The organism is Stenotrophomonas sp. YJH_SMC_106-19 (assembly GCF_059368375.1).
Genome location: NZ_JCAFRQ010000002.1, coordinates 360,453 through 384,126 on the forward strand (window position 1 = coordinate 360,453; position 23,674 = coordinate 384,126).

A 23,674-nucleotide genomic window follows, 5' to 3' on the forward strand; every position below is an offset into this window, starting at 1 on the left:
CGCCCTTTCGTGGCGGGCGTTTTCCCTTCCCAGCCAAGAGCAGCACGTCCTTGTCCCTTTCCGGCCTCATCACCGCGCTGGCGACCCCGTTCCGGGCCGACGGTGCCCTCGATCCCGACGGTTGGCAGCGCCTGCTGCATCTGCAACTGGAAGGTGGCGTCCATGGCGTTGTCGTCGCCGGCTCGACCGGCGAAGCGGCGACGCTGTCCGACGCCGAGTACGACCAGCTGCTGGCCAGTGCGGTCGAACGCATCGGCGGACGCATCCCGGTCCTGGCCGGTACCGGCCTGTCCGGCACCGCCAAGACCATCGAACAGACCCGTCGCGCTGCCGCGCAGGGTGCCAGTCACGCTCTGGTGGTGACGCCGCCTTACGTGCGTCCGACACAGGCCGGGCTGATCGCGCACTACCGGGCCGTGGCCGACCACGGCGGGTTGCCCGTGGTGCTGTACAACGTACCGGGGCGCACCGGATGCGACATGCTGCCGGAGACCGTGGCCGAGCTGGCGGATCATCCCAACATTGTCGGCATCAAGGAGGCCGTCGGCGACATCGGGCGCGTGAAGGCCCTGCTGGCGCTGCGCAGTTCCAGCTTCGCCGTGCTCAGTGGCGACGACGGCACGGCTGCGCGCTCGATCCAGGCCGGTATCGACGGGCTGATCTCGGTCGGCTCCAACGCGCTGCCTGGTGCGTACCGCCGGATGTGCGAGCTGGCTGCCGCCCACGACCATGACGCCACCGCATCCTGGGACGCGCGCCTGCAGCCGTACCACGATTTCTGCGGTATCGAATCCAACCCGATTCCGGTCAAGGCGCTGCTGCGCCGCATCGGCATCGGCCACGACCTGCGCCTGCCGCTGCTGCCACTGTCGGCAGCGCATCATCCGGCAGCCGATCATCTGGCCGGCGACATCGCCGCGCTTGAAGCCCTTTCCAGCCACTGACCTTCCGTCTTGGTCTGATCCAGGAGATCCACATGCGTCAATCCGTTTCCGCCGTCCGCGTGCTGTCCTTCGCGCTCATCGCCCTCACCACGGTCGTGACCACCACCGGCTGCTTCAAGCGCGGTGCCAAGGGCGACTACGCCCTGGCCCCGGAGATGCGTCCGCTGGAAGTGCCGCCGGACCTGAACCTGCCGTCCGCGTCGGGCGAGAACCAGGTGCCGAGGCTGGCCTCGACCACCGCCCCGGCTGCTGTGGCCGCTCCGGCTGCCCCGGCCGTGGGCAATACCGGTTTCACCATTCCGGGCAGCAAGGACGAGGCGTTCGCCAAGGTCGGCACCGCGCTGGAAGGCGTGCAGGGCGTGACCATCGCCAGCCGTGCCCAGCTGCTGGGCTCCTACGACGTGGCCTATGAAGGCAGTAACTTCCTGGTGCGCGTGGTGGCCGTCGATGCCGGCGCTTATGTCTCTGCGGTCGATCCGCGTGGTCTGCCGGCGACCGCCGAGGCCCCGGTGAAGCTGATTGCCGCACTGAAGGCCGCGCTGGCGAAGTAAGGAACCGCCGGCAGCTGCGGACCGGGCCACGCGCCCGGGTTCGGCCGGGCAGGGTCTGGCATTGCCGGAACAGGAAAAGGGCGCCCATGGCGCCCTTTTTCATGGCGGCGGGTGCTGGCGCCTCAGCGCTCGAGCAGCTTCAGTTTGTCCGGTTTGCCATCCCACTCACCGGCGTCCGCCGGCGGGTCCTTGCGCACGGTCAGTACCGGCCAGGCCTTGGCCAGTTCGGCATTGAGGGCGACGAAGCCCTCCTGTCCGGCGGGGACATCGTCCTCGGGGAAGATCGCGTTGACCGGGCACTCCGGCTCGCAGAGGGTGCAGTCGATGCACTCATCCGGGTCGATCACCAGGAAGTTCGGGCCTTCGTGGAAGCAGTCCACGGGGCACACTTCCACGCAATCGGTGTGCTTGCACTTGATGCAGTTTTCGGTGACGACAAAGGGCATGGGCTTGGGGGTGGATCGATTCCTGAACCCGCCAATTCTAGAACAGGTTGCCCCCCGGTGTCGGCGCGGGCCTGAAAAGGGGGATCTGCCGGGCTCGAGGGCACGGCCCATTGGCGATGGGGCGGCGCCTGTGCGAGGCTGCGCGCTGCTGGCTGCTGTGGCAGCCGGACTGTCCTCCCTCCTGGAATGCCCATGTCCCCAGCTCAGCCTGCCGCCGCCGATGGTGGAGAGAACACCGCGTTCATCGTCCTGATCAGCTGCGTGGCCACCTTGGGAGGCTTCCTGTTCGGATTCGACAGTGGCGTAATCAACGGCACGGTTGATGGCCTGCGGCAGGCCTTCAACTCCAGCGAGGCGGCCCTGGGCTTCGAGGTTGCCTCGATGCTGCTAGGCTGCGCGATCGGCGCGTTTCTCGCCGGCTGGCTGGGCGACCGCTTGGGCCGACGCGGCGTGCTGATCGTGGCGGCGGTGCTGTTCCTGCTGTCGGCGCTGGGTGCGGGCGCCGCGCACGCCTCCTGGCTGTTCGTGACCGCCCGCGTGCTGGGCGGCTTCGCCGTCGGTGCGGCCAGCGTGATGTCGCCGGCCTACATCGCCGAGGTCGCTTCCGCACGCTACCGGGGCCGCCTGGCGACGGTGCAGCAGATGGCGATCATCTGCGGCCTGTTCGCCGCTTTCCTCAGCAACTACCTGCTGGCCCGTGCGGCAGGCACCTCCACCGAGCTCCTGTGGTTCGGGCAGGAGGCCTGGCGCTGGATGTTCTGGATGCAGGCGCTGCCGTCGGCGCTGTTCCTGTTGCTGCTGCTGGTGATTCCGGAAAGCCCGCGCTTCCTGGTGGTGAAGGGGCGCCAGGCGCAGGCCAGGGCGGTTCTGTCGCGGCTGTACGGCGACGCCGCGGCGGCCGCCAAACAGGCGGAGATCGAGGCCAGCCTGGACCAGGACCAGCACAAGCCGCGCTTCGGCGACCTGCTGGACAAGGGCACCGGCAGGCTTCGCCCGATCATCTGGGTGGGCATCGGCTTGGCGATGTTCCAGCAGCTGGTCGGCATCAACGTGGTGTTCTACTACGGCGCGGTCCTGTGGCAGGCCGTCGGCTTCTCGGAAAGCGATGCGCTGCTGATCAACGTTCTTTCCGGTGCGCTGAGCATCGGCGCCTGCCTGTTGACGGTGATGCTGATCGATCGGATCGGGCGCAAGCCGCTGTTGTGGGTCGGTTCGGTCGGCATGTCGGTTGCCCTGGTGCTGATGGTGGTGGCATTCGCCAGCGGCAGCCTGGTCGAAGGGCGCCTGCACCTGTCCGATGGCATGGGCCGGCTGGCGCTGGTGGCGGCCAACGTCTATGTGGTGTTCTTCAACATGTCCTGGGGCCCGGTGATGTGGGTCATGCTGGGCGAGATGTTCCCGAACCAGATCCGCGGCCCGGCGCTCGCGGTGGCCGGTGCGGCGCAGTGGACGTCGAACTTCGCCATCACCGTGACCTTCCCGCTGCTGCTGGCGGGTATCGGCCTGGCCGGAGCCTATGGCATCTACACGGTTGCAGCGATCCTCTCGATCTTCTTCGTCGTCCGCTACGTCCGCGAGACCAAGGGCAAGGAGCTGGAGCAGATGGAAGGCTGATGGCGCCGCCCTGGTTTCCAGCGCCTTCCTGTTCCGTGGCGGCGGCAGGCCAGCCGCTCCAGGACAGGCAGGGGCGGCTCGCCCCCGAGGCGACCCGCTCGACGCAACAGGCAAACCCCGGGAAACAGAAAAGCCCGCACGAGGCGGGCTTTTTCGGTTCCTGCTGTGGCGACTGGCGCTCCCTAGGGGACTCGAACCCCTGTTTTAGCCTTGAGAGGGCCACGTCCTAACCACTAGACGAAGGGAGCGTATATGTGTCGCTGCCGAGGCAGGAGCGCTAGTATATGCACCTCGACGCCATTGGGCAATCCCGAAACTTCAACCGGAAGCGCCAACATCATTTCTCCTGCTCCATCACCGTTCAGCCTGCGCGTCATCCCGCGCGACCAGCACACCATTTCCCGCAAGGACATCAGCCCGAACGCCCTGCGCGTGCTTTATCGCCTGCGCGATGCCGGCTTCGGCGCCTACCTTGTCGGCGGCGCGGTGCGCGACCTGCTGGTCAATGGCCAACCCAAGGATTTCGACGTGGCCACCGATGCCACGCCCGAACAGGTCAAGCAGCTGTTCCGCAACTGCCGCCTGATCGGCCGCCGATTCCGCCTCGCCCATGTGGTGTTCGGCCGCGAGATCATCGAAGTCGCCACCTTCCGCGCCAACGTCGATGACGGCAGCGGCGACCGCGAAATGGAAAACGGCATGCTCGTGCGCGACAACGTGTACGGCAGCATCGAAGACGACGCGGTGCGCCGCGACTTCACCTGCAACGCCCTGTACTACGCGATCGAGGATTTCTCGGTGCGCGACTACGTCGGAGGTTTCGAAGACGTCCAGGCGCGCCTGATGAAGCTGATCGGCGACCCCGAACAGCGCTATCGCGAGGACCCGGTGCGCATGCTGCGCGCGGTGCGCCTGGCGGCCAAGCTCGGCTTCCAGATCGAAGAGGGCACCGCCGCGCCGATCCCGCACCTGGCAGGCCTGCTGAACGAAGCCGCGCCCGCGCGGCTGTTCGAGGAAGTGCTGAAGCTGTTCCTGTCCGGCCACGGTGTTGCCAGTTTCGAAGGCCTGGAGCGCTACGGCCTGCTCGACGTCCTGTTCCCTGAAAGTGGCAGGGCGCTGAAGGCGAACCGCACCGGTGCACTGCGCCGCATGCTGGTCGAGGGCCTGGCCAATACCGATGCACGCGTGGCCAACGATGAGCCTGTCTCGCCCGCGTTCCTGTTCGCGCTGCTGCTGTGGCCGGCGTTCTGCCGGGCGCAGGCCACCCTGCTCAAGCAGGGCGTGGCGCCGGAAGAAGCCCAGCGTCGTGCTGCCGACCGCGTGACGGTGCAGCAGCTGAGCACCATCGCGCTGCCGCGCCGTTTCTCGCTGCCGATGCAGGAGATCTGGCTGTTGCAGTCGCGTTTCGGCTCGCGCCAGCGCAAGCGCGTGTTCCGCACGCTCACCCACCCGCGCTTCCGTGCAGCGTTCGATTTCCTGACGCTGCGCCAGGTCGCGTCGGCCGAACACGAGGCAGATGTGGCGTTCTGGCGTGAGGCGCAGGTGCAACCGGGCCGCGAGCTGGAATCCGCGCTGGATGCGATGCATGCCGAACCGGGTGACGAGGAAGAGGGCGCACCGCGCAAGCGCCGGCGCCGCCGTCGGCGCTCCGGTGCCACGGCCGGCAGCGCTGGCGAGTAAGCCATGACGCTGGCCTGGATCGGCCTGGGCGCCAATCTTGGCGACGCGGCCGCGACCGTCCGTGCGGCGATTGCCGCACTGGACGCGCTTCCTGACACGCGGCGCTGCCAGGCGTCGCGCCTGTATGCCACGCCGGCCTGGGGCAACGAGGATCAGCCGCCGTTCGTCAACGCGGTGGCGTCGGTGGAAACGCGCCTGCCGGCCGCCGGATTGCTGCGGGCGATGCTGGAGCTGGAGCGGCATTTCGGTCGCATACGCGATCCAGCCGTGCACTGGGGACCGCGGGCACTGGATCTGGACCTGCTGCTGTATGGCGCGCAGGTACTGGATGAACCGGGTCTGCAGGTGCCGCATCCCTACCTGCACGAGCGTGCCTTCGTGTTGGTGCCGCTGGCCGAGATCGCGCCGGATCTGGCCATTCCCGGCCATGGTCGCGTGCGGGATGCAGTGATGCGGGTTGATGCCTGCGGGATTGCGCCGATAGGGTGATAATGCCCGGGTTATCTCCCCCGGTTATCAGCACATGAGCACCCACGCAGACAGCAAGCCCTGGACCGTTCCCGCCTTGGCCGAGGCCAAGCGGAATGGCCAGAAGCTGGTCATGTTGACCGCCTACGACGCTGGCTTCGCCCGCACCTTCGACGCCAACGGCGTCGACCTGATCCTGATCGGTGATTCGCTGGGCATGGTCGTGCAGGGGCACGATTCCACCCTGCCGGTGACCGTGGCCGACATGGTCTATCACACCCGCGCCGTGGCCCGCGTGCTGCAGCGCGCGCTGCTGGTTGCCGATCTGCCGTTCGGTGCCGATGCAACCCCGGAACGCGCGCTCGATGCGTCGCTGCAGCTGCTGCAGGCAGGCGCGGAGATGGTCAAGATCGAGGGGGCCGGCTTCAAGGTCGATATCGTCCGTTACCTGGTCGAACGCGAGATTCCGGTCTGCTCGCATCTGGGCCTGACCCCGCAGTCGGTCCTGCGCCTGGGCGGGTTCAAGATCCAGGGCCGTGGCGATGCGGCCCGGCAGCTGGTGGAGGACGCCAGGGCCGTGGCCGACGCGGGCGCCAGCATCATCGTGCTGGAATGCGTGCCGACCCCGGTCGCGGCCGAGGTCACCGCTGCAGTGCCGGTGCCCACCATCGGCATCGGTGCCGGTCCGCAGTGCGATGGCCAGGTGCTGGTCCTGCATGACTTCCTGGGCCTGGACAGCGGCCATCGCCGACCGAAATTCGTCAAGGATTTCCTTGCCGAAGGGGGCTCGGTGGCTGGAGCCACCCGCGCCTACGCCGACGCCGTGCGTGACGGCAGCTTCCCCGACGAACAGCACGCTTACGCCCAATGATCCAGACCTTCAATGAGCTCGGCGCGTTGCGCGGGCAGATCGCCCAGTGGAAGCGCGAAGGCCTGCGCGTCGCGCTGGTGCCGACCATGGGCAACCTGCACGGTGGCCATCACGCGCTGGTGAGCCTGGCCCGCCAGTACGCCGACAGGGTGGTGGCCAGCATCTTCGTCAATCCGACCCAGTTCGGGCCCAACGAGGATTTCAGCCGGTATCCGCGCACGCCCGAGGCCGACGTCGCGGGGCTGGAGCAGGTCGGCTGCGATGCGGTGTGGCTGCCGAGCGTCGAGGCGATGTATCCGCTGGGCGTGGACAAGACCACGCGCATGCACGCGCCCGGCATCAGCGAGGTGCTGGAAGGTGCCAGCCGTCCGGGCCATTTCGATGGCGTCTGCACGGTGGTCGCCCGCCTGTTCCTGCAGGTGCAGCCGGACGTGGCTGTGTTCGGCCGCAAGGACTACCAGCAACTGGCGGTGATCCGCCAGATGGTGGCCGAGCTGTCGTTCCCGGTCCAGATCGTCGGTGCGGAGATCGTCCGTGATGACGATGGGCTGGCCAAGAGTTCGCGCAACCAGTATCTGAGCCCGGAACAGCGCCCCGTCGCGACGACCCTTCATCGGACCCTGCTGGCCATGCGCGAAGGCTATGTGGCTGGCCAGCCGCGCGAGCGCATCGAGGCCGATGCCACCGCCGCGCTGCAGGCGGCTGGTTTCCAGGTCGACTACGCCGTGCTGCGCACGCCCGAGCTGGCCGAGCCGGCATTTGAGGGTGGCGGCCGGGTGGCGCTGATCGCCGCGCGGCTGGGCACGACCCGGCTGATCGACAACCTGGAGTTCTGAGTTCCGCTGTGATGGCGCCGCCGGGCATGGCCCGGCGCTACCTGAACGGTTTGCCGGTCGTGATGCCCCGCGTTGTGCGGGTGCTAGAATCCACGCTTTCCTCTGCGTTGTACCGTGCCATGCACCTGTCCCTGCTCAAGACCAAGATCCACCGCGCCACCGTCACCCACTCCGAGCTGAACTACGAAGGCTCGATCGCCATCGATGACAACCTGCTGGCTGCCACCGGTATCCGCGAGTTCGAGCAGGTCCACATCTGGGACGTGACCAACGGTGCGCGCTTCTCGACCTATGCGATCCGCGCCGAAGCCGGCAGCGGCATCGTCTCGCTCAATGGTGGCGCCGCGCGCCACGTGCAGGTCGGTGACATCATCATCATCGCCGCCTTCGCCAGCATGACCGAGCAGGAAGCGGACAGCTTCAAGCCGAAGCTGGTCTACGTGGATGGCAGCAACCAGATCACCCACACCAACGACACGATCCCGACCCAGGCCGCATGACAACGAACAACGGATTCGACTCGCTGCATTCCCACGCCCAGCGCCTGAAGGGCGCAAGCATCCCCAGCCTGCTCGCCGCCGAACCTGGCCGTGTGCAGGAGCTGGCGCTGCGGGTCGGTCCGTTGTACGTGAACTTTGCCCGGCAGAAGTACGACGCCGCGGCGCTGCACGCGCTGCTGGCGCTGGCAGCAGAACGCGATGTCGGGGGCGCCATCAACCGCCTGATGCGCGGCGAGCAGGTCAACCTGACCGAAGGCCGCGCGGCGCTGCACACGGCGCTGCGTGGTGACGTGGTCGACGCGCCGGTGGCCGCCGATGCCCATGCCACTGCACGCGAAATCCGTCAGCGCATGGGAGTCCTCGTGCGTGCGCTGGAAGACAGCGGCGTGACCGACGTGGTGAGCGTCGGCATCGGGGGATCCGATCTTGGCCCGCGGCTGGTCGCCGATGCGTTGCGCCCGGTCAGCGGCGCGCGCCTGCGCGTGCATTTCGTATCGAACGTGGACGGCGCGGCCATGCAGCGCACGCTGGCCACGCTTGACCCGGCGCGCACCGCCGGCATCCTGATCTCCAAGACCTTCGGCACCCAGGAAACCCTGCTCAACGGCCAGATCCTGCACGACTGGCTGGGTGGCAGTGAGCGCCTGTATGCCGTCAGCGCCAATCCCGAGCGCGCAGCGAAGGCCTTCGCCATCGCCGCAGAGCGCGTGCTGCCGATGTGGGACTGGGTCGGTGGCCGTTACTCGCTGTGGTCGGCGGTCGGCTTCCCGATTGCGCTGGCGATCGGCTTCGAGCGTTTCGAACAGCTGCTGGAGGGTGCGGCGCAGATGGACGCGCACGCACTGGATGCACCGCTGGAGCGCAATCTGCCGGTGCTGCATGGCCTGACCGACATCTGGAACCGCAACCTGCTGGGCTGCGCCACCCATGCGGTGATGACCTACGACCAGCGCCTGGCGTTGCTGCCGGCCTACCTGCAGCAGCTGGTGATGGAAAGCCTGGGCAAGCGCGTGCAGCGTGATGGCCAGCCGGTGACCACCGATACCGTGCCGGTGTGGTGGGGCGGTGCGGGCACCGATGTGCAGCACAGCTTCTTCCAGGCGCTGCACCAGGGCACCAGCATCGTCCCGGCTGACTTCATCGGCTGTGTGCACAACGACGATCCCTATACCGTCAATCATCAGGCGCTGCTGGCCAACCTGCTGGCGCAGACCGAAGCGCTGGCCAACGGTCAGGGCAGCGACGATCCGCACCGCGACTACCCGGGCGGTCGTCCGAGTACGCTGATCCTGCTCGATGCACTGACGCCGCAGGCGCTGGGTGCGCTGATCGCCATGTACGAGCACGCGGTGTACGTGCAGTCGGTGATCTGGAACATCAACGCCTTCGACCAGTTCGGGGTCGAGCTGGGCAAGCAGCTGGCCAACCAGTTGCTGCCGGCATTGCAGGGCGAGGGCGTGGCGATCGCCGACCCGATGACCCGCGAGATCCTGGCGCAGCTGAAGGGCTGAGCCAGGTCGGGGATGTGTCGCCGGGCATTGGCCCGGCGTGCCGGGCTCAACGGCTCGGATCGCGTTCCGGGCTTGGCCGCTTGGCCAGTTTGCGCTGCAGCGACCGTCGGTGCATGCCGAGCAGGCGGGCGGCAGCGGACACGTTGCCGCCCGTCTCGTGCATCGCCTGCTGGATGTGTTCCCACTGCAGGCGACTGATCGGCGTCATCGCGTCGGGGACTTCCATCTCGCCGTCGTCGGCCGGGCCGTCGTCCTCTTCGCCCAGCGCGCGCAGGATCATCGGTACCGTTGCCGGCTTGGGCAGATAATCGTCTGCGCCCAGCTTGATGGCTTCCACGGCTGTGGCGATGCTGGCATAACCGGTGACCAGCAGGATCCGCATGTCCGCACGCAGGGCACGCAGGGGCTGGATCAGGGCCAGGCCGGAATCACTGCCGAGCTTGAGGTCGATCAGCGCGAAGGCCGGTGGATGCTGGCGGGCCAGCATCAGCGCAGTGGCCGCATCCTGCGCGGTCTGCGTTTCCAGTCCCTTGCGCGCCAGGCTGCGCTGCAGGGTGCGCAGGTACAGCTCATCGTCGTCGACCAGCAGGCCCTGGGTGGAGTGGTGCAGGCTCATGGGGTGTCCTCGCGTGGGGCCAGCGGCAGGCGGAAGCCGACGCGACTGCCGGCCCCTTGGGCCGGGCGCATCCACATCTCGCCGTCGAGGCGTTCGATGGTGGCATGGGACAGGGCCAGGCCGACGCCCATGCCCTCGCTCTTGCTGCTGCCGAACAGCGTGCCCGGCAGCACGGCGGCGCGGGCATCGAAGCCGTGGCCGTAGTCGCGGACTTCGCCGATCAGGTCGTCGCCGTCGATGCGCAGGCTCAGGTCCACGCGCGGGCGCCCGGCCTGCTCTCCGGCATCGGCCGCGTTGTTGAGCAGGACCATCAGCAGGTGGCCCACGCCGGGGTCCAGCGGCAGCCGCAGCGGCGCATCGTCGTTGCGGTGCAGGTCGATGGTCGGCCGCACCAGCCGCCATTGTTCCAGCACCTGCTGGGCGCTGGAGCGGCTGCGTCCGGGCATGTCGGCCGATGCCGGCGCGGCCAGTGCCAGCACCCGTTCGCGGCACTGCACGAGCAGTTCGCGCAGGGTTTCCATGTCCTCGCGTACTTCCGGCTCCTCGCTGCGCTCGGCAACGTCGTCGGCCAGCAGGGTCATGGTCGCCAGCGGCGTGTTCAGTTCATGCGCCACCGAGGCGGCGTGGGTGGCCAGGGCGACAATGCCCTCGTTGCGGGCGAAGCGTTCACGCAGTGCCGAGAGCTCCAGTTCCCGTTGCCGCAGGGCCAGGGCCAGGCGCGTGGAGAACGTCAGCACGACAGTGGCGGAGATCAGGAAATTGGCGACTACGCCCCAGCGGTTCAGGTCCTGCGCACGGAAGTAGCCGTCCGGCAGCGGCTGGCCGAACAGTCCGCTGGCGGCGTAGCCGAGCAGGCAGGCCAGGGCCACCGCCAACGCCCAGCGCAGGGGCAGGGCGAAGGCGGCCAACGCAATCAGGATCAGGAACAGGGAGCTGAACGGATTGGCCATGCCGCCGCTCCAGCTGATCATCCAGGTCAGGATGATCACGTCCACCAGGATGTGGCCGAAGGCTGTCAGTGGCGCGGTATCGGCCCCTTCCGGCCGCAGCTGGGTGTAGACATTGAACAGCGCGAGCACGGCGACGCCGGCCCACAGCGGCAGTGGCGGCAGCGGCAGGCCCAGCACCCAGGTGGCGACCAGGATGGTGGCGGCCTGGCCGGCCACGGCCAGCCATCGCAGGCTGCACAGGGTGCGGAGAAACGGGGCGTCGGGACCGGTCATTCGCGCCCATCGTATGCGTTCGCGGGCGGGTGTGCCTGCGACAATCGGCCGCAGCCGTGCCGGCGGCTGAATGCGAGTCACCCGGAAACCGGAGGCGGGCGCTAGAATGCCCGCATGCACGACGCCGTTACCCGCCCGACCCCGCCTTCCGAGCCCACCGCCTGGTCCCGTCGCCAGACCCACGCCGTCCAGATCGGCGGAGTCACCGTCGGCGGCGGCAGGCCGGTGGTGGTGCAGTCGATGACGAATACCGACACCTCCGACGTGGCCTCCAGCGTGAAGCAGGTCGCCGAGCTCTGGCGCGCCGGTTCGGAAATGGTGCGCTTGACCGTCAACACCGTCGAGGCCGCGGCCGCGATCCCGCGCATCGTCGACAAGCTGGCGATGATGGGCATCGACGTGCCGCTGATCGGTGATTTCCACTACAACGGCCATCAGTTGCTGACCGCCGAACCGGCGTGTGCCGAAGCACTGGCCAAGTACCGCATCAATCCGGGCAATGTGGGCTTCGGCAAGAAGAAGGACCTGCAGTTCGCGCAGTTGATCGAGTTCGCCATCCGCTACAACAAGCCGGTGCGCATCGGCGCCAACTGGGGCTCGCTGGACCAGGCGCTGGCGGCCAGGCTGATGGATGAGAACAACGAGCGCGAGCAGCCCTGGGACGCCGGACGTGTCCTGCGCGAGGCACTGATCCGGTCAGCGCTGGATTCGGCCGAACAGGCCGTGGAGCTGGGCCTGCCGCGCGACCGCATCGTGCTGTCGGCCAAGGTCAGTGGCGTGCAGGAGCTGATCGCGGTCTACCGTGACCTGGCACAGCGTTCGGAGTTCGCGCTGCATCTGGGCCTGACCGAAGCCGGCATCGGCAGCAAGGGCATCGTTGCGTCGGCAGCGGCGCTGAGCGTGCTGCTGCAGGAAGGTATCGGCGACACCATCCGCATCTCGCTGACGCCCGAGCCGGGCCAGTCGCGGACGCAGGAAGTGATCGTCGCCCAGGAGCTGCTGCAGACCACCGGCCAGCGCGCGTTCACGCCGCTGGTGACGGCCTGCCCGGGATGCGGCCGCACCACCTCCGAGTTCTTCCAGGAGCTGGCCAAGGTGGTGCAGAACCACGTGCGCGAGAAGATGCCGCTGTGGAAAGTGCAGCACCCGGGGGCGGAAAACATGACCCTGGCGGTGATGGGCTGCGTGGTCAACGGCCCGGGAGAATCGCGGCACGCCAACATCGGCATCTCGCTGCCGGGAACCGGGGAGGCGCCGTCGGCGCCGGTGTTCGTCGATGGCGAGAAGAAGGTGACCCTGCGTGGCGAGAACATCGCCCAGGAATTCGTCGCCCTGATCGACGATTACGTCGAACGAACCTATGTCCGAAGCGCAGGATAAGCCCGCGATCCTTGCCGCGCCGGAGCCGGCCTCCGGCTTCCGTCACTGGATGGCGCGCAATGCGTGGCGCCTGGTCCTGCTGTTCGCCGGCGTGCTGTTGCCGCTGGCCGGCTTCGTCGCGCTGGCCGACGAGGTGCATGAGTTTGAATCGTTCCATTTCGACGCGCCGCTGCTGTGGCAGATGCACGGCCTGCATTCGCCGTGGCTGGACCGGTTCTTCGTGCTGCTGTCCCGGCTGGGTTACGAGTGGTTCCTGATTCCCGCCGATGTGCTGATCGTCGCGGCACTGCTGGGCTACCGCCGCTGGCGCGAGGCCACCTTCGTGGCTGTCAGTTTCCTCGGATCGGCACTGTTGAACATGGGCAGCAAGCGGTTCTTCCAGCGGGACCGCCCCAGCCTGTGGGAGTCCATCGCACCGGAATCGACGTTCAGTTTCCCCAGTGGTCACGCCATGGGGTCGATGACCCTGGCGGCAACCCTGGTACTTCTGGCCTGGAATACCCGCTGGCGCTGGCCGGTGCTGGTGCTGGCCCCTGCGTTCAGCTTGCTGGTCAGCGTGTCCCGGGTCTATCTCGGGGTCCATTACCCGTCGGATATCCTGGCCGGATGGTGTGCAGCACTGGTTTGGGTGGTAGGGTGCTACCTGGTCATGTTCAGTCGTCGGCATCCCTGGCGACGCCGCGATTCGCCGCCATCGACGGCCAGCGAAGCATCAACACAGGGGGAGTGACGTGGATGGCTCTTCGCGGGCGTCTACGTGATAGATGAGCTGTTTCGTTGCAGTGGGTTCTGCAAGACAGGGGGTAAGCACAATGCGTGAGACTGTGATCAACCCGGCACTCTTGCCCGGTATGCACTTCGACCGCGCTTGCGAGGGTTCGGCACCCTGCCTAGCTTGACCCGCAATGGCCGCATTCGAAGAGGTACGTGAATGACGATTCGAGTCTACCTGGTGGACGACCACGCACTGGTCCGCACCGGGATGAAGATGATCCTGTCGGGTGAGACCGACATCGAGGTGGTGGGCGAGGCCGAGACCGGCGAGGACGCGCTGCGCGAGATCCGCCAGCTGCAGCCGGACGTGGTGCTGTGCGACCTGCACCTGCCGGGTGTCAGCGGCATGGAAGTGACCGAGCGCATCGTGCGCGGCCATCGCAGCACGCGCGTGGTGATCGTGTCCGTCCTGGAGGATGGCCCGCTGCCGAAGCGGCTGCTGGAAGCCGGCGCGGCCGGGTACATCGGCAAGGGCTGCGACGCCCAGGAACTGCTGCGCGCGGTGCGCGACGTGGCAGGCGGGCGCCGCTACCTGGGCACCAGCATCGCGCAGAATCTGGCGCTGTCGACGGTGGAGGGGAATGGTTCGCCGTTCGACACCCTGTCTCCGCGCGAGCTGGAAGTGGCGCTGCTGCTGACCCAGGGATTGCGCCAGGAAGACATCGCGCGCCGCCTCAGCCTCAGCGCCAAGACCGTCAACACGCACAAGGCACGCCTGTTCGAGAAGATGGGTATCCATGACAACATCGCGCTGGCGCGCATGGCCAGCCAGTACGGGCTGGTGGATCCGGCACGGCCGCTGTGAGGGTTTCAGCCAACGGCTGAGGTGCGTCGCGCGCCCGGAATCTGTCTTCCAGTTCCGGCCCGCGGTCGCGGGGCCAAGCGTCGGTCCCGCGCTCACCCATCGGGCGCTCAGGTGCCGCGCACGCGCTTGACGATGGCCGCCGCCTGCATGGCGCTGGCGCGCACCTTGTCCCAGTCGCCGTCCGCAATCCAGTTGCCGGGCACCATCCATGAGCCACCGATGCAGACGACGTTCTTCTGCTCGAGGTACTCGGCGGCGGTGTTTTCCGTGATGCCGCCGGTCGGGCACAGCTTCAGATCGGCAATTGGACCGGCCACGCCCTTGATCATCGCCAGGCCGCCGACCGCCGTGGCCGGGAACAGCTTGCACACCCGGAATCCGCGCGCATGCAGCGACAGCAGCTCGGTCGGCGTCGCCGCACCGGGCACCACCGGCAGCGGCGCAGCGGCCAGCGCATCGGCCAGCGCGGGCGGCGTACCCGGGGTCACCAGGAAGTCCGCGCCGGCATCAATCGACTGCTGCATCTGCTCAACGGTCAGCACCGTACCGGCACCCACCACCACGTCCGGCAGTTCGCGCTTGAGCATGGCCAACGCCTCCATCGCCACCGGCGTGCGCAACGTCAGCTCGATCGCTGGCAGACCGCCTTCCAGCAGCGCCGCACTCACCGCACGGGCCTGGTCCAGCGTATGAATCGTCACCACCGGCAGGATGCCCGCCGCATGCAACAGCTCCGCCGCCTTCAGCTGATGTTGTTCGATACCCATAGCTCTGCTTCTGCCTTTGCTTCCGAATTTGATTTTCAGTGATCACTTCGCGGCGTTGATGCGCCGGAAAGTGTGACGCCGCCACCAGCACACTCGCCGCCGCAACACACCCGCAGCGCTCTTCAACCCTCAGGCGTCCTTCGCCTCATGCGGCGCTGCCGCCGCCGCCGCATCGTGTCCCAGTTCGTACTCGGCGTCGTAATCCCACGGCCCGCCATCGGCCGCTGCCGGCCCGCACGAAATCGAAATGGCCCCCTGATCGGCCGGCCCGACCACACGACGGTTGATCGCGAACAGGTTGCGGCCCAGATCATTCGCCGCGGGCGCGGTGTTCGGGGCCTGAGTGCGTGCTGCCCATTCCGCAGCGTCCACCAGGACGTCCAGCGTGCCCGCCTCGCCATCCAGGCGGATGATGTCGCCCTCGCGGACTTTCGCCAGCGGACCCCCACGCGCGGCTTCCGGCGTGACATGGATCGCTGCCGGGATCTTGCCCGACGCCCCGGACAACCGGCCATCGGTGACCAGCGCAACGCGTCGGCCCTGATTCTGCAGAAGGCCCAGCAGCGGCGCCAGCGAATGCAGCTCCGGCATGCCGTTCGCGCGCGGGCCCTGGTAGCGCACCACCGCCACGAAATCCTGGGGAAGCAGCCCGGCAGCATGCAGCTTGTTGAGCACCTGGGGCGCATCAACGACAACGGCCGGTGCTTCGATCGAACGGTATTGCGGCTTCACCGCCGACAGTTTGATCAACGACCGGCCCAGGTTGCCGCGCAGCAGGCGCAGGCCACCCTGGCTCTCGAACGGAGCGTCGACGCCGCGCACCACCTCCTCGTCGGCACTGCGCTCCAGCCCGGGCAGATAGACCAGGGTGCCGTCACGCAGCTGCGGTTCGCGGGCGTAATCGGCCATGCCGCCGCGCGCCACACTGACCAGGTCGCCGTGCATCAGCCCGGCCCTGATCAATTCTCCGAACACGAAAGCCGGGCCGCCGGCCGCCGCGAAGCGGTTCACGTCGGCGTCGCCGTTCGGATAGACGCGGGCCAGCAGGGGAATCAGCTGCGACAGCTCGTCGAAGTCGTCCCAGGTCAGCACGATGCCGGCGGCACGTGCGACCGCGATCCAGTGGATGGTGTGGTTGGTCGAGCCGCCGGTGGCCATCAGGGCGATGACGGCGTTGATGATCGCGCGCTCGTCGATGATCCGGCCGAGCGGACGGAAATCCTCGCCCAGCGCGGTGATCTCCAGCGCACGCTCGGTGGCCTCGCGGGTGAGCGCATCGCGCAGCGCAGTGCCCGGGTTGACGAAGGATGCGCCTGGCAGCTGCACGCCCATCGCTTCCAGCAGTACCTGGTTGGAGTTGGCGGTACCGTAGAAGGTGCAGGTGCCTGCGCCATGGTAGGAGGCCGACTCGGCCTCCAGCAGTTCTTCGCGGGTGGCTTCGCCGGCCGCATAGCGTTCGCGCACCTCGGCCTTCTGCTTGTTCGGAATGCCCGGTGTCATCGGGCCGGCCGGAATGAACACCGCCGGCAGGTGGCCGAACGCGAGCGCGCCGATCAGCAGGCCGGGCACGATCTTGTCGCACACGCCAAGGTAGACCGTGGTATCGAACATGTCATGGCTGAGGCCGATCGCGGTGGCCTGCGCGATCACATCGCGCGAGAACAGCGAAAGTTCCATGCCGCCGCGGCCCTGGGTGACGCCGTCGCACATCGCCGGCACACCGCCGGCCACCTGCGCGGTGGCGCCCAGTTCACGGGCGATCCCGCGGATCTGCTCCGGATAGGTCTCGAACGGCTGGTGGGCCGACAACATGTCGTTATAGGCGGTGATGATGCCCAGGTTCGGCGTCACCCCGCCGCGCAGGCGGCTCTTGTCAGTGCCGCCGCAGGCAGCGAAACCATGGGCGAGATTGCCGCAGCTCAGGCGGCTGCGGAAGGGGCCTTCGCGCAGGGCGGCGTCGACAGCGGCCAGGTAGGCCGCGCGCGAGGCAGCGCTGCGACGGATGACGCGGTCGGTGATGGCTTGCAGTTGCGGATGGAGGCTCATTGGCTACCGGCGTTCGAGGTGGCGAGAGGTGGGCGGCGGCGATATGCCGCCACCGACATCAATCTGCCCAGTGGACGCGCAGGCGCGCGCCTTCCAGGTGGATTGCGTTGAGGATCGGGTACTGCTGGGCATTGTTGCTGTCCAGCGCCTGCCGCAGCACCTGCAGCTTCTGCTTGCCGCGCAGCAGCAGCAGGCGCTGGCGGCACTGGCGCAGGCCGTGCGGGGTCAGCGTGATCCGCAGCGGCCACTGGTTGGCGCCCGGGCAGCCGGTCGCATCCAGTGCGGCATAGGGCAGGGGGCTTTCCAGCGCGCGGGCCAGGTCCTTCGAGCCGGGGAACAACGAGGCCGTGTGGCCATCATTGCCCATGCCGAGCGCGACCAGGCTGGGCGGCTGGCTGTGCTGTGCCTGCAGATTGGCGGTGTACACGCATTCCGGAAGCGGCTTGCCGATGCGCACCAGCGGGTCGAAATGTGCACCTTCGGCGCGCTTGAGCAGGTGCTCGCGTACCAGCCAGGCATTGCTGTCGCGATCCTGCGGCGACAGCCAGCGCTCATCGGCCAGGCTCACTTCCACGCGGTCCCAGTGCACTTCCATTTCTGCCAGCGCCTGGTACACCGGCGCCGGCGTGGTGCCACCGGACAGCAGGATGCGTGCGCGGCCGACTTCGTTGATGTCACGGTTGATGGTCTGTGCCATTTCGGTGGCCACCGCTTCGATCCAGCCATCGGCATCGCCGTGACTGACAAAATCGATGCGGTCGTCCTGGAAGACAGGGCTCATGCGGCAACTCCCGGAGCGTCACGTTCGGCATCGGCTGCATAGGCGGCAGCGCCCAGCAGGCCGGGGCAGGGGTGCATGATCGCCAGCGAAGGCACCCGCGCCATGATCGAGGAAAACCGGCCCTTGTGCTCGAAGCGCTGGCGGAAGCCGGAGTGCTGCAGCGAATCCAGCATTTTGGGCACCAGGCCGCCGGTCAGGAACACGCCATCCCAGGCACCCTGGATCAGCACCAGGTCGCCGGCGATGGCGCCGAACACTGCGCAGAACACATCCACGGTGCGCATCGCCTGCGGATCGCCGAGCGCGGCACGGGCGGTGACGTCGGCCGGCTGCAGATGGCCCGGGTCGACACCGGCCATCTCACAGACCGCACGATGGATGTTGACCAGGCCGGGACCGCAGATGAGACGCTCGTTGGACACGCGGCCGAACTGCTCGGACAGGATCTCCAGGATCCGCACTTCTTCCGGCGTGCCCGGCGGGAAGCTGACGTGACCGCCTTCGGTTTCCAGCGGGTAGCTGCGGCCGTGGCGCACCACCAGGCCACCGACGCCGAGGCCCGTGCCAGGGCCGATCACTCCGTAGTTGCGTGGCTGGCCCGGTGCGGCTGGCGTCCAGTGCGCACCGCCGATCTGCACCACATCCTGCGGTTGCAGCAGGGCGACGGCCATCGCCTGTGCGGCGAAGTCGTTGATCAGGTGCAGCTCGTCGAAGCCGAGCATCGCTGCGGTGCGGCTGCGCGAGATCACCCACGGATGGTTGGTGATGCGTGCCTCGTCGCCATCGACGCGGCCGGCCACGGCAAACACGCCGCGGCGCGCGCTGGCCCCGGCCTGCTCAAGGTAGTGGCGGGCGGCATCGCCCAGCGACGGGAACTCGGCGACTGCGAACTCGCGGATGCTGTCCTTCTGCAGGGGCGCATCCAGCGAAGTGTCGGCCAGTGCGAAGCGGGCATTGGTGCCGCCGATGTCGGCGACCAGAACCGGCTGCGAGCTGCCACTCATGCCGAAGCTCCGGCGTCCGGCGCATCCACGCCCTGTGGCAGGAAGTCGCTGGCATCCGCCGGACCCCACTGGCCAGCAGGGTAAGGCTGGAGCGGCAGGCCGGCTGCCTTCCAGGCATCGGCGACGCTGTCGATCCACGCCCAGGCGGCGCGCACTTCGTCGTCGCGCACGAACAGCGCATGGTTGCCGTTGAAGGCGTCCAGGAAAAGGCGCTCGTAAGCGATGCGGCGGTGCAGTCCCGTCGGCACCGACAGCTCCAGTTCCAGCGGATGCAGTTCCAGCGCGCCCCATTCCGGACCGGCCAGGCTGCTCATCAGGCCCAGCTCGATGTTTTCCTGCGGCTGCAGCTGGAACACCAGGCGATTGGGTGCGGCCTGCGCGCGCTGCGGGCGCTCGAACAGCCAATGGGTGACCGGCTTGAGGGTCACCACCACGCGGGTGGTGCGCTCGGGCAGGCGCTTGCCGGTGACCAGATGGAAGGGAACGCCGGACCAGCGCCAGTTGTCGATGTGCGCGGTGACGCCGGCGAAGGTTTCCACGTCGCTGCCTTCCGGCGGCTGATAGGCCTGTGCCGGCTGGCCGTTGATGGTGCCGGCGGTATAGCGGCCGCGCACGCTGTCGCGGGCGGCATGCTGGGCGTCGAGGGGGCGCAGGGCGCGCAGCACCTTGACCTTCTCGTCGCGGATGCGGTCGGCTTCGAGCGACGCCGGCGGTTCCATCGCCACCAGGCACAGCAGCTGCAGGATATGGCTCTGCACCATGTCACGCAGGGCGCCGGAGCGTGCGTAGTACGCGTCGCGGCCGTCCACGCCTTCGCTCTCTGCGACCAGGATGTGCACCGACTCGATGTAGTTGCGGTTCCACACCGCCTCCAGCAGGGTGTTGCCGAAGCGCAGGGCGATCAGGTTCTGCACCGCAGCCTTGCCCAGATAGTGATCCAGGCGGAACACGCGGTCTTCGTCGATCCACTGGCCGATGGTGCTGATGATTTCCTCGGCACTTTCGCTGTCGCTGCCGATCGGCTTCTCCAGCATCAGCCGGGCCGGTGCGGCGAGGGCGCCCCCCTTGGCCAGGCCTTCGCAGGTGGAGATGTACAGGCCCGGCGGAATGGCCAGGTAGCTCACGCACCGGCGGTCCACCAGGTCTGAGACGGCGGCGGCGACCGAGTCGACATCGCGCAGGTCCACCGAGCGGTAGTCGATGCGGCGCAGCAGCGCGGCGATGTCGTCCTGCGAGGCCATCGGCATGGCCTGCTGCAGGCGCGGACGCAGGATGTCATGGAAGGCCTCGGTGTCATGGCCGGACAGGGCCAGCGCACGGATGCGGAAATCCTCCGGCAGCAGACCATCGCCAAGCAGGCGCAGCAGCGAAGGGAACAGGTAGCGCTGGGCCAGATCACCTGTGGCACCGAACAGGAAGAGGGTGTCGTGCATGGCTCGAGTTTCAGATCCGGGTGACATCGTTGTCAATCGCTTCATGGCTGGGTTCGGGGGACATCCGCGCAACTGCCTGTCCGAGGTTCGCGGAACGCGATCTGCAGGGGATACCGGCAGGCCGTTCCATGCGAAACCACCGCACCGGCGAACGTTCCATTGTCCGCCGACGCAGGTCGGTGCGCACCGACCATCGGATAGTGCCACGTGAAAACGTTTACATGGCAGAATGGGCAACTGTATTCGATTGCAGTGCTCGCCGTCATGCGGCAGTCGCGCAATCATTGCTGCCATCGGGAGGGCCGAGGCAGTCCCAAAAGACAGCCCGGCGTCGGGCAGACCGGATCAGGTGATATGGCAAAAGTGCAGTTGCAGGGTGTGCGCAAGGTCTACGACAACGGCCAGGTTGCGGTGAAGGACGCCACTTTCGAGGTCGCCGATGGCGAACTGATGGTGCTGGTCGGTCCTTCCGGCTGTGGTAAGTCGACCCTGCTGCGGATGGTGGCAGGCCTGGAGGAGATCAGCGGTGGCACGCTGAGCATCGGTGACCGCGTGGTCAACGATGTGGCACCGAAGGATCGCGACATCGCCATGGTGTTCCAGAGTTATGCGCTTTACCCGCACATGACCGTGGCCGAGAACCTGGCGTTCGGCCTGAAGCTGCGTGGCCACGACAAGGCGACCATCGACAGGCGGATTGCCGAAGCGGCGCAGACGCTTGGCTTGACCGAGATGATGGACAAGCTGCCCAAGGCGATGTCAGGTGGCCAGCGCCAGCGTGTTGCGCTGGGGCGCGCGCTGGTGCGCGAACCTGCGGTGTTCCTGCTCGACGAGCCGCTGTCCAATCTCGATGCCAAGCTGCGCCACAGCGTGCGTACCGAGATCGCGCAGCTGCACCGCAAGCTGGGTACGACCATGATCTATGTCACGCACGACCAGGTCGAAGCGATGACGCTGGGCCAGCGCATCGTGGTGCTCAAGGACGGCATCATCCAGCAGATCGATACGCCGATGGCGCTGTATGACCGCCCGGCCAACCTGTTCGTGGCCGGTTTCCTCGGCAGCCCGGCGATGAACGTGCTGCGCGGGACATTGCAGGGCGATGCGGGCGGCGTGACGGTGGTCGAGGGTGAGTGGCGCGCGCCGCTGGGCCAGGCCACGATCGACCCCGCATGGCTGCAGAAGCCGATCAACGTCGGCGTGCGCCCGGAGCACCTGCAGCCCGCCACGGGCGACGACGCGCATGCGTTCACCGCGCGCATCGAGGGCATCGAGCCGGTCGGCAACGAGATCTTCGTCAACCTCAGCAGCGGCCAGCATGCACTGACCATGCGGGTGGCGCCGCAGGCGCTGCCGGCCGTGGGCGAGGACATCCGCGTGGCGATCCACCCGCAGGGCCTGCACTTCTTCAACGCGGAAACCGGCGAGCGCCTGTAAGACTTGGTGGCGCCGGGCCATGCCCGGCGTCATCGGCAGATCCCCGCCCTGCGTGGATGGGGCGCAGCCTCAGCGCGCCAGGCCATCCAGCAGTGGAATCCGCTGCGCGGGCGCATCGCCGACCTGCAGCGCAGCGTCGCCCGTTTCAAGCGGCAGCACCGCCAGCGCGAGATCGCCGGCCACGCTGGCGATCGTGCCCAGTGCCGCGCCGTCCTGCTGCACGCCGTCACCGGCCTGCGCCGGCGCATGGGTGTGCAGCAGCTGCACCGCGCGCTTGGCCTTGCCGAGGAAGTGGGTGCGGGCGACGATTTCCTGGCCCGGGTAGCAGCCTTTCTTCACGCTGTAGCCGTTCAGACGGTCCAGCCCCAACTGCTGCGGCGTCCACACCTCGCGCTGGCTCTGCTCCAGCCGGGGCAGGCCATACCGCAGGTCAGCCTGGCGCCAGGCCAATACAAAGGCCGCGTCGTCGTCCGGCCCACCGGCCGGGAAGGTGTCAGTGGCACCGATGCGCAGCGCGCGCGGCAGCGCGTCGCTGCCCAGGTCCAGCTCCCAACCGCCTGCATTGGCGGCGATCGCCGCGCCGGTAGCCGCTTCCGGTGCGGTGAACGCGCCGGCCACGGCCAGATCGTCGCGCAGCTGCACCTTGACCTTGCGGCGGAACACGAAACGCTGCAGTTGCGACGCAGTCGCATCCGCGTCGCCATCGGCGAACACCAGCATCACGTGATCCTCAGCCAGCCGGAGCAGCTGGAACACCGCCAGGGTGCGGCCCTTGGCACTCAGCCAGGCGCTCCACTGCCAGTGCTGCTGGGGCAGAGCGAGGACATCGCTGCTGAACTGGGCATGGGCGAAGGCAGCTGCGTCCACGCCCTGCAGGCTCACCAGCTGGTGGCCCGGAAGGCGTGGATATCCGACGAAAGCAGGGGGCAGGTTGTCAGGCACGTGAACGAGGTCTAAAATTTGTGCGTTGCGAGACCGACCATGATAGGCCAAACAACCCCCACTCCCGACGACGAAACTGAAGCCCCGCTGGTCCCTGCGGCACCCGTGCCCGTGGAACAGGAAAAGGCAGAGGAATTCGGCGGCCGCGGCGGACTCGATCCGGTGCGGTATGGCGATTGGGAGAAAAACGGACGCTGCATCGATTTCTGATCAGCATTGAGCCAACGCGGCCGCGTGCCGCCCAGCCGAGACAACGAGCCCAGCGAATGGCGACCAGACAACGCCCACTTTCCCCGCACCTTCAGGTGTATCGCTGGCAGATTCAGATGGCCACCTCGATCCTGCATCGAGCCACTGGCGTCTTTCTGTCTGTTGGTGCCCTCATCATCGCTGCGGGCCTGCTGGCCCTGATGATGGGGCCCGATTCGTGGAACTGCTTCACCGGCCATGCCGGGGCCTGGTATGGCCGCGTGTTCCTGTTCGCGTGGACATGGTCGTTCGCCTATCACCTGTGCAATGGCATCCGCCATGTGGTGCAGGACTTCGCCATCGGCTTCAGCATCCCCGCCTTCATCCGCAGCAGCTGGCTGTCGGTCATCGGCAGCCTGGTGATCACCCTGCTGGTGTGGGCCTACGTGATGTTTGGAGGTGCCGCGTGAGCAAGTTCCGTACTCCGCTGAAGAACGTGCGTGGCCTGGGTTCGGCCAAGACCGGCACCGAGCACTTCGTGCACCAGCGCCTGACCGCCGCCGCCCTGGTGGTGCTGGGGATCTGGTTCCTGGTCTTCGTGCTGGGCCTGCTGGGTTCCGACTACGCGACCGCCACTGCTGCCATCGCCAAGCCGTGGAACGCGGTGCCGCTGATCGGCCTGCTGATCGCCATGTTCTGGCACGCACAGCTCGGCATGCAGGTCGTGCTGGAAGATTACATCCACGAATCGCTGCTGGCCCTGGTGCTGCAGACCGCGGTGAAGTTCGTCGCCGTGCTCGGCATGATCGTCAGTGTGTTCGCGGTGGGCCGCATCGCCCTCGGCGTTGCCTGAGCC

General features: G+C 67.6%; 25 protein-coding genes and 1 tRNA gene. 16 read left to right on the forward strand and 10 right to left on the reverse strand.

All coding sequences use genetic code 11. From position 1 onward, the window contains the following. Positions 1-50: 50 nt before the first annotated feature. Together dapA and AC5P5M_RS09265 are read left to right on the forward strand one after the other, a co-directional pair. Complete coding sequence (dapA, locus tag AC5P5M_RS09260) at positions 51-944, forward strand: 4-hydroxy-tetrahydrodipicolinate synthase (protein WP_111185428.1); 894 nt, start codon at positions 51-53, stop codon at positions 942-944. Positions 945-976: 32 nt separating this feature from the next. Then, complete coding sequence (locus tag AC5P5M_RS09265) at positions 977-1,495, forward strand: hypothetical protein (RefSeq protein ID WP_065174942.1); 519 nt, start codon at positions 977-979, stop codon at positions 1,493-1,495. A 122-nt stretch (positions 1,496-1,617) separates the two neighbouring features. On the opposite strand, the gene fdxA is transcribed toward AC5P5M_RS09265, so the two are convergent. Then, positions 1,618-1,941 (reverse strand): ferredoxin FdxA, encoded by a 324-nt coding sequence (gene fdxA, locus AC5P5M_RS09270; protein WP_049411316.1) that lies wholly within the window; start codon positions 1,939-1,941, stop codon positions 1,618-1,620. Positions 1,942-2,133: 192 nt separating this feature from the next. On the opposite strand from fdxA, the gene AC5P5M_RS09275 reads away from it, so the two are divergent. Beyond that, positions 2,134-3,555, forward strand: coding sequence for a sugar porter family MFS transporter (locus AC5P5M_RS09275; protein WP_065174943.1), 1,422 nt, complete (start codon positions 2,134-2,136; stop codon positions 3,553-3,555). A gap of 173 nt (positions 3,556-3,728) precedes the next feature. Here AC5P5M_RS09275 and AC5P5M_RS09280 read toward each other — a convergent pair. Further along, positions 3,729-3,803, reverse strand: a tRNA-Glu gene (locus AC5P5M_RS09280). A 52-nt stretch (positions 3,804-3,855) separates the two neighbouring features. Between AC5P5M_RS09280 and pcnB the strand changes: the two genes are divergently transcribed. The 6 genes from pcnB to pgi all read left to right on the forward strand — a co-directional run bounded on the left by pcnB (position 3,856) and on the right by pgi (position 9,421). Then, complete coding sequence (pcnB, locus tag AC5P5M_RS09285; protein ID WP_065181273.1) at positions 3,856-5,235, forward strand: polynucleotide adenylyltransferase PcnB; 1,380 nt, start codon at positions 3,856-3,858, stop codon at positions 5,233-5,235. A 3-nt stretch (positions 5,236-5,238) separates the two neighbouring features. Further along, the gene (folK, locus tag AC5P5M_RS09290; RefSeq protein WP_495205780.1) at positions 5,239-5,724 is read left to right on the forward strand and encodes a 2-amino-4-hydroxy-6-hydroxymethyldihydropteridine diphosphokinase; all 486 of its coding nucleotides are present in this window, start codon (positions 5,239-5,241) and stop codon (positions 5,722-5,724) included. Between the two features lie 34 nt (positions 5,725-5,758). Continuing rightward, positions 5,759-6,574 carry a 3-methyl-2-oxobutanoate hydroxymethyltransferase gene (gene panB / locus AC5P5M_RS09295; RefSeq protein ID WP_053517276.1) on the forward strand — a complete coding sequence of 272 codons (816 nt, stop codon included), beginning with the start codon at positions 5,759-5,761 and terminating at the stop codon, positions 6,572-6,574. Next, the gene (gene panC / locus AC5P5M_RS09300; RefSeq protein ID WP_074901264.1) at positions 6,571-7,410 is read left to right on the forward strand and encodes a pantoate--beta-alanine ligase; all 840 of its coding nucleotides are present in this window, start codon (positions 6,571-6,573) and stop codon (positions 7,408-7,410) included. Before panB ends, panC begins: the two co-directional genes overlap by 4 nt. Positions 7,411-7,529: 119 nt before the next feature. Continuing rightward, a complete protein-coding gene (gene panD / locus AC5P5M_RS09305) occupies positions 7,530-7,910 on the forward strand; it encodes an aspartate 1-decarboxylase (protein WP_053517331.1) in 381 nt (126 codons plus the stop codon). Next, positions 7,907-9,421 carry a glucose-6-phosphate isomerase gene (pgi, locus tag AC5P5M_RS09310; protein ID WP_495205781.1) on the forward strand — a complete coding sequence of 505 codons (1,515 nt, stop codon included), beginning with the start codon at positions 7,907-7,909 and terminating at the stop codon, positions 9,419-9,421. Before panD ends, pgi begins: the two co-directional genes overlap by 4 nt. A 46-nt stretch (positions 9,422-9,467) precedes the next feature. Here the strand turns inward: pgi and AC5P5M_RS09315 are convergent, their stop codons facing one another. Both AC5P5M_RS09315 and AC5P5M_RS09320 read right to left on the reverse strand, forming a co-directional pair. Next, complete coding sequence (locus AC5P5M_RS09315) at positions 9,468-10,037, reverse strand: response regulator transcription factor (protein WP_053517280.1); 570 nt, start codon at positions 10,035-10,037, stop codon at positions 9,468-9,470. Next, complete coding sequence (locus tag AC5P5M_RS09320; RefSeq protein WP_065174948.1) at positions 10,034-11,260, reverse strand: ATP-binding protein; 1,227 nt, start codon at positions 11,258-11,260, stop codon at positions 10,034-10,036. Before AC5P5M_RS09320 ends, AC5P5M_RS09315 begins: the two co-directional genes overlap by 4 nt. A 114-nt stretch (positions 11,261-11,374) precedes the next feature. Here AC5P5M_RS09320 and ispG point away from each other — a divergent pair, with 114 nt between their 5' ends. The 3 genes from ispG (at position 11,375) to AC5P5M_RS09335 (ending at position 14,219) form a co-directional block, all read left to right on the forward strand. Beyond that, a complete protein-coding gene (gene ispG, locus AC5P5M_RS09325) occupies positions 11,375-12,640 on the forward strand; it encodes a flavodoxin-dependent (E)-4-hydroxy-3-methylbut-2-enyl-diphosphate synthase (RefSeq protein ID WP_053517283.1) in 1,266 nt (421 codons plus the stop codon). Beyond that, the gene (locus AC5P5M_RS09330) at positions 12,621-13,370 is read left to right on the forward strand and encodes a phosphatase PAP2 family protein (protein ID WP_053517284.1); all 750 of its coding nucleotides are present in this window, start codon (positions 12,621-12,623) and stop codon (positions 13,368-13,370) included. Before ispG ends, AC5P5M_RS09330 begins: the two co-directional genes overlap by 20 nt. Positions 13,371-13,571: 201 nt before the next feature. After that, the gene (locus AC5P5M_RS09335; RefSeq protein WP_065174949.1) at positions 13,572-14,219 is read left to right on the forward strand and encodes a response regulator; all 648 of its coding nucleotides are present in this window, start codon (positions 13,572-13,574) and stop codon (positions 14,217-14,219) included. Positions 14,220-14,326: 107 nt separating this feature from the next. On the opposite strand, the gene eda is transcribed toward AC5P5M_RS09335, so the two are convergent. The 5 genes from eda to zwf form a co-directional block, all read right to left on the reverse strand. Continuing rightward, a complete protein-coding gene (eda, locus tag AC5P5M_RS09340; protein WP_128989062.1) occupies positions 14,327-14,986 on the reverse strand; it encodes a bifunctional 4-hydroxy-2-oxoglutarate aldolase/2-dehydro-3-deoxy-phosphogluconate aldolase in 660 nt (219 codons plus the stop codon). Between the two features lie 129 nt (positions 14,987-15,115). Continuing rightward, a complete protein-coding gene (gene edd / locus AC5P5M_RS09345; RefSeq protein ID WP_065174951.1) occupies positions 15,116-17,032 on the reverse strand; it encodes a phosphogluconate dehydratase in 1,917 nt (638 codons plus the stop codon). Positions 17,033-17,090: 58 nt separating this feature from the next. Next, positions 17,091-17,813, reverse strand: coding sequence for a 6-phosphogluconolactonase (gene pgl, locus AC5P5M_RS09350; RefSeq protein ID WP_053517289.1), 723 nt, complete (start codon positions 17,811-17,813; stop codon positions 17,091-17,093). After that, a complete protein-coding gene (gene glk / locus AC5P5M_RS09355) occupies positions 17,810-18,817 on the reverse strand; it encodes a glucokinase (RefSeq protein ID WP_053517290.1) in 1,008 nt (335 codons plus the stop codon). Before glk ends, pgl begins: the two co-directional genes overlap by 4 nt. Continuing rightward, positions 18,814-20,250 carry a glucose-6-phosphate dehydrogenase gene (gene zwf, locus AC5P5M_RS09360; protein WP_495205782.1) on the reverse strand — a complete coding sequence of 479 codons (1,437 nt, stop codon included), beginning with the start codon at positions 20,248-20,250 and terminating at the stop codon, positions 18,814-18,816. Before zwf ends, glk begins: the two co-directional genes overlap by 4 nt. Positions 20,251-20,604: 354 nt before the next feature. On the opposite strand from zwf, the gene AC5P5M_RS09365 reads away from it, so the two are divergent. Beyond that, complete coding sequence (locus AC5P5M_RS09365) at positions 20,605-21,687, forward strand: ABC transporter ATP-binding protein (RefSeq protein WP_065181281.1); 1,083 nt, start codon at positions 20,605-20,607, stop codon at positions 21,685-21,687. A gap of 69 nt (positions 21,688-21,756) precedes the next feature. Here the strand turns inward: AC5P5M_RS09365 and ygfZ are convergent, their stop codons facing one another. Beyond that, the gene (ygfZ, locus tag AC5P5M_RS09370; protein WP_495205783.1) at positions 21,757-22,629 is read right to left on the reverse strand and encodes a CAF17-like 4Fe-4S cluster assembly/insertion protein YgfZ; all 873 of its coding nucleotides are present in this window, start codon (positions 22,627-22,629) and stop codon (positions 21,757-21,759) included. A 39-nt stretch (positions 22,630-22,668) separates the two neighbouring features. Between ygfZ and AC5P5M_RS09375 the strand changes: the two genes are divergently transcribed. The 3 genes from AC5P5M_RS09375 to sdhD are packed head-to-tail and all read left to right on the forward strand — an operon-like array spanning position 22,669 to position 23,671. Further along, positions 22,669-22,839, forward strand: a complete 171-nt coding sequence (locus AC5P5M_RS09375; protein WP_074901279.1) for a DUF1674 domain-containing protein — start codon at positions 22,669-22,671, stop codon at positions 22,837-22,839. A 56-nt stretch (positions 22,840-22,895) separates the two neighbouring features. Next, entirely contained in the window at positions 22,896-23,288 is a 393-nt protein-coding gene (sdhC, locus tag AC5P5M_RS09380) for a succinate dehydrogenase, cytochrome b556 subunit (protein ID WP_004153151.1), read from the forward strand. Then, positions 23,285-23,671, forward strand: a complete 387-nt coding sequence (gene sdhD / locus AC5P5M_RS09385) for a succinate dehydrogenase, hydrophobic membrane anchor protein (protein WP_053517295.1) — start codon at positions 23,285-23,287, stop codon at positions 23,669-23,671. Before sdhC ends, sdhD begins: the two co-directional genes overlap by 4 nt. Positions 23,672-23,674 lie beyond the last annotated feature (3 nt).

Bases quoted from the DNA above. Each gene is read 5' to 3' on its own strand.
- AC5P5M_RS09265 (WP_065174942.1), top strand. From the start codon at position 977: ATGCGTCAATCCGTTTCCGCCGTCCGCGTGCTGTCCTTCGCGCTCATC.
- fdxA (WP_049411316.1), bottom strand. From the start codon at position 1,941: ATGCCCTTTGTCGTCACCGAAAACTGCATCAAGTGCAAGCACACCGAT.
- AC5P5M_RS09275 (WP_065174943.1), top strand. From the start codon at position 2,134: ATGTCCCCAGCTCAGCCTGCCGCCGCCGATGGTGGAGAGAACACCGCG.
- folK (WP_495205780.1), top strand. From the start codon at position 5,239: ATGACGCTGGCCTGGATCGGCCTGGGCGCCAATCTTGGCGACGCGGCC.
- panB (WP_053517276.1), top strand. From the start codon at position 5,759: ATGAGCACCCACGCAGACAGCAAGCCCTGGACCGTTCCCGCCTTGGCC.
- panC (WP_074901264.1), top strand. From the start codon at position 6,571: ATGATCCAGACCTTCAATGAGCTCGGCGCGTTGCGCGGGCAGATCGCC.
- panD (WP_053517331.1), top strand. From the start codon at position 7,530: ATGCACCTGTCCCTGCTCAAGACCAAGATCCACCGCGCCACCGTCACC.
- pgi (WP_495205781.1), top strand. From the start codon at position 7,907: ATGACAACGAACAACGGATTCGACTCGCTGCATTCCCACGCCCAGCGC.
- AC5P5M_RS09315 (WP_053517280.1), bottom strand. From the start codon at position 10,037: ATGAGCCTGCACCACTCCACCCAGGGCCTGCTGGTCGACGACGATGAG.
- AC5P5M_RS09320 (WP_065174948.1), bottom strand. From the start codon at position 11,260: ATGACCGGTCCCGACGCCCCGTTTCTCCGCACCCTGTGCAGCCTGCGA.
- ispG (WP_053517283.1), top strand. From the start codon at position 11,375: ATGCACGACGCCGTTACCCGCCCGACCCCGCCTTCCGAGCCCACCGCC.
- AC5P5M_RS09330 (WP_053517284.1), top strand. From the start codon at position 12,621: ATGTCCGAAGCGCAGGATAAGCCCGCGATCCTTGCCGCGCCGGAGCCG.
- AC5P5M_RS09335 (WP_065174949.1), top strand. From the start codon at position 13,572: ATGACGATTCGAGTCTACCTGGTGGACGACCACGCACTGGTCCGCACC.
- eda (WP_128989062.1), bottom strand. From the start codon at position 14,986: ATGGGTATCGAACAACATCAGCTGAAGGCGGCGGAGCTGTTGCATGCG.
- edd (WP_065174951.1), bottom strand. From the start codon at position 17,032: ATGAGCCTCCATCCGCAACTGCAAGCCATCACCGACCGCGTCATCCGT.
- pgl (WP_053517289.1), bottom strand. From the start codon at position 17,813: ATGAGCCCTGTCTTCCAGGACGACCGCATCGATTTTGTCAGTCACGGC.
- glk (WP_053517290.1), bottom strand. From the start codon at position 18,817: ATGAGTGGCAGCTCGCAGCCGGTTCTGGTCGCCGACATCGGCGGCACC.
- zwf (WP_495205782.1), bottom strand. From the start codon at position 20,250: ATGCACGACACCCTCTTCCTGTTCGGTGCCACAGGTGATCTGGCCCAG.
- AC5P5M_RS09365 (WP_065181281.1), top strand. From the start codon at position 20,605: ATGGCAAAAGTGCAGTTGCAGGGTGTGCGCAAGGTCTACGACAACGGC.
- AC5P5M_RS09375 (WP_074901279.1), top strand. From the start codon at position 22,669: ATGATAGGCCAAACAACCCCCACTCCCGACGACGAAACTGAAGCCCCG.
- sdhC (WP_004153151.1), top strand. From the start codon at position 22,896: ATGGCGACCAGACAACGCCCACTTTCCCCGCACCTTCAGGTGTATCGC.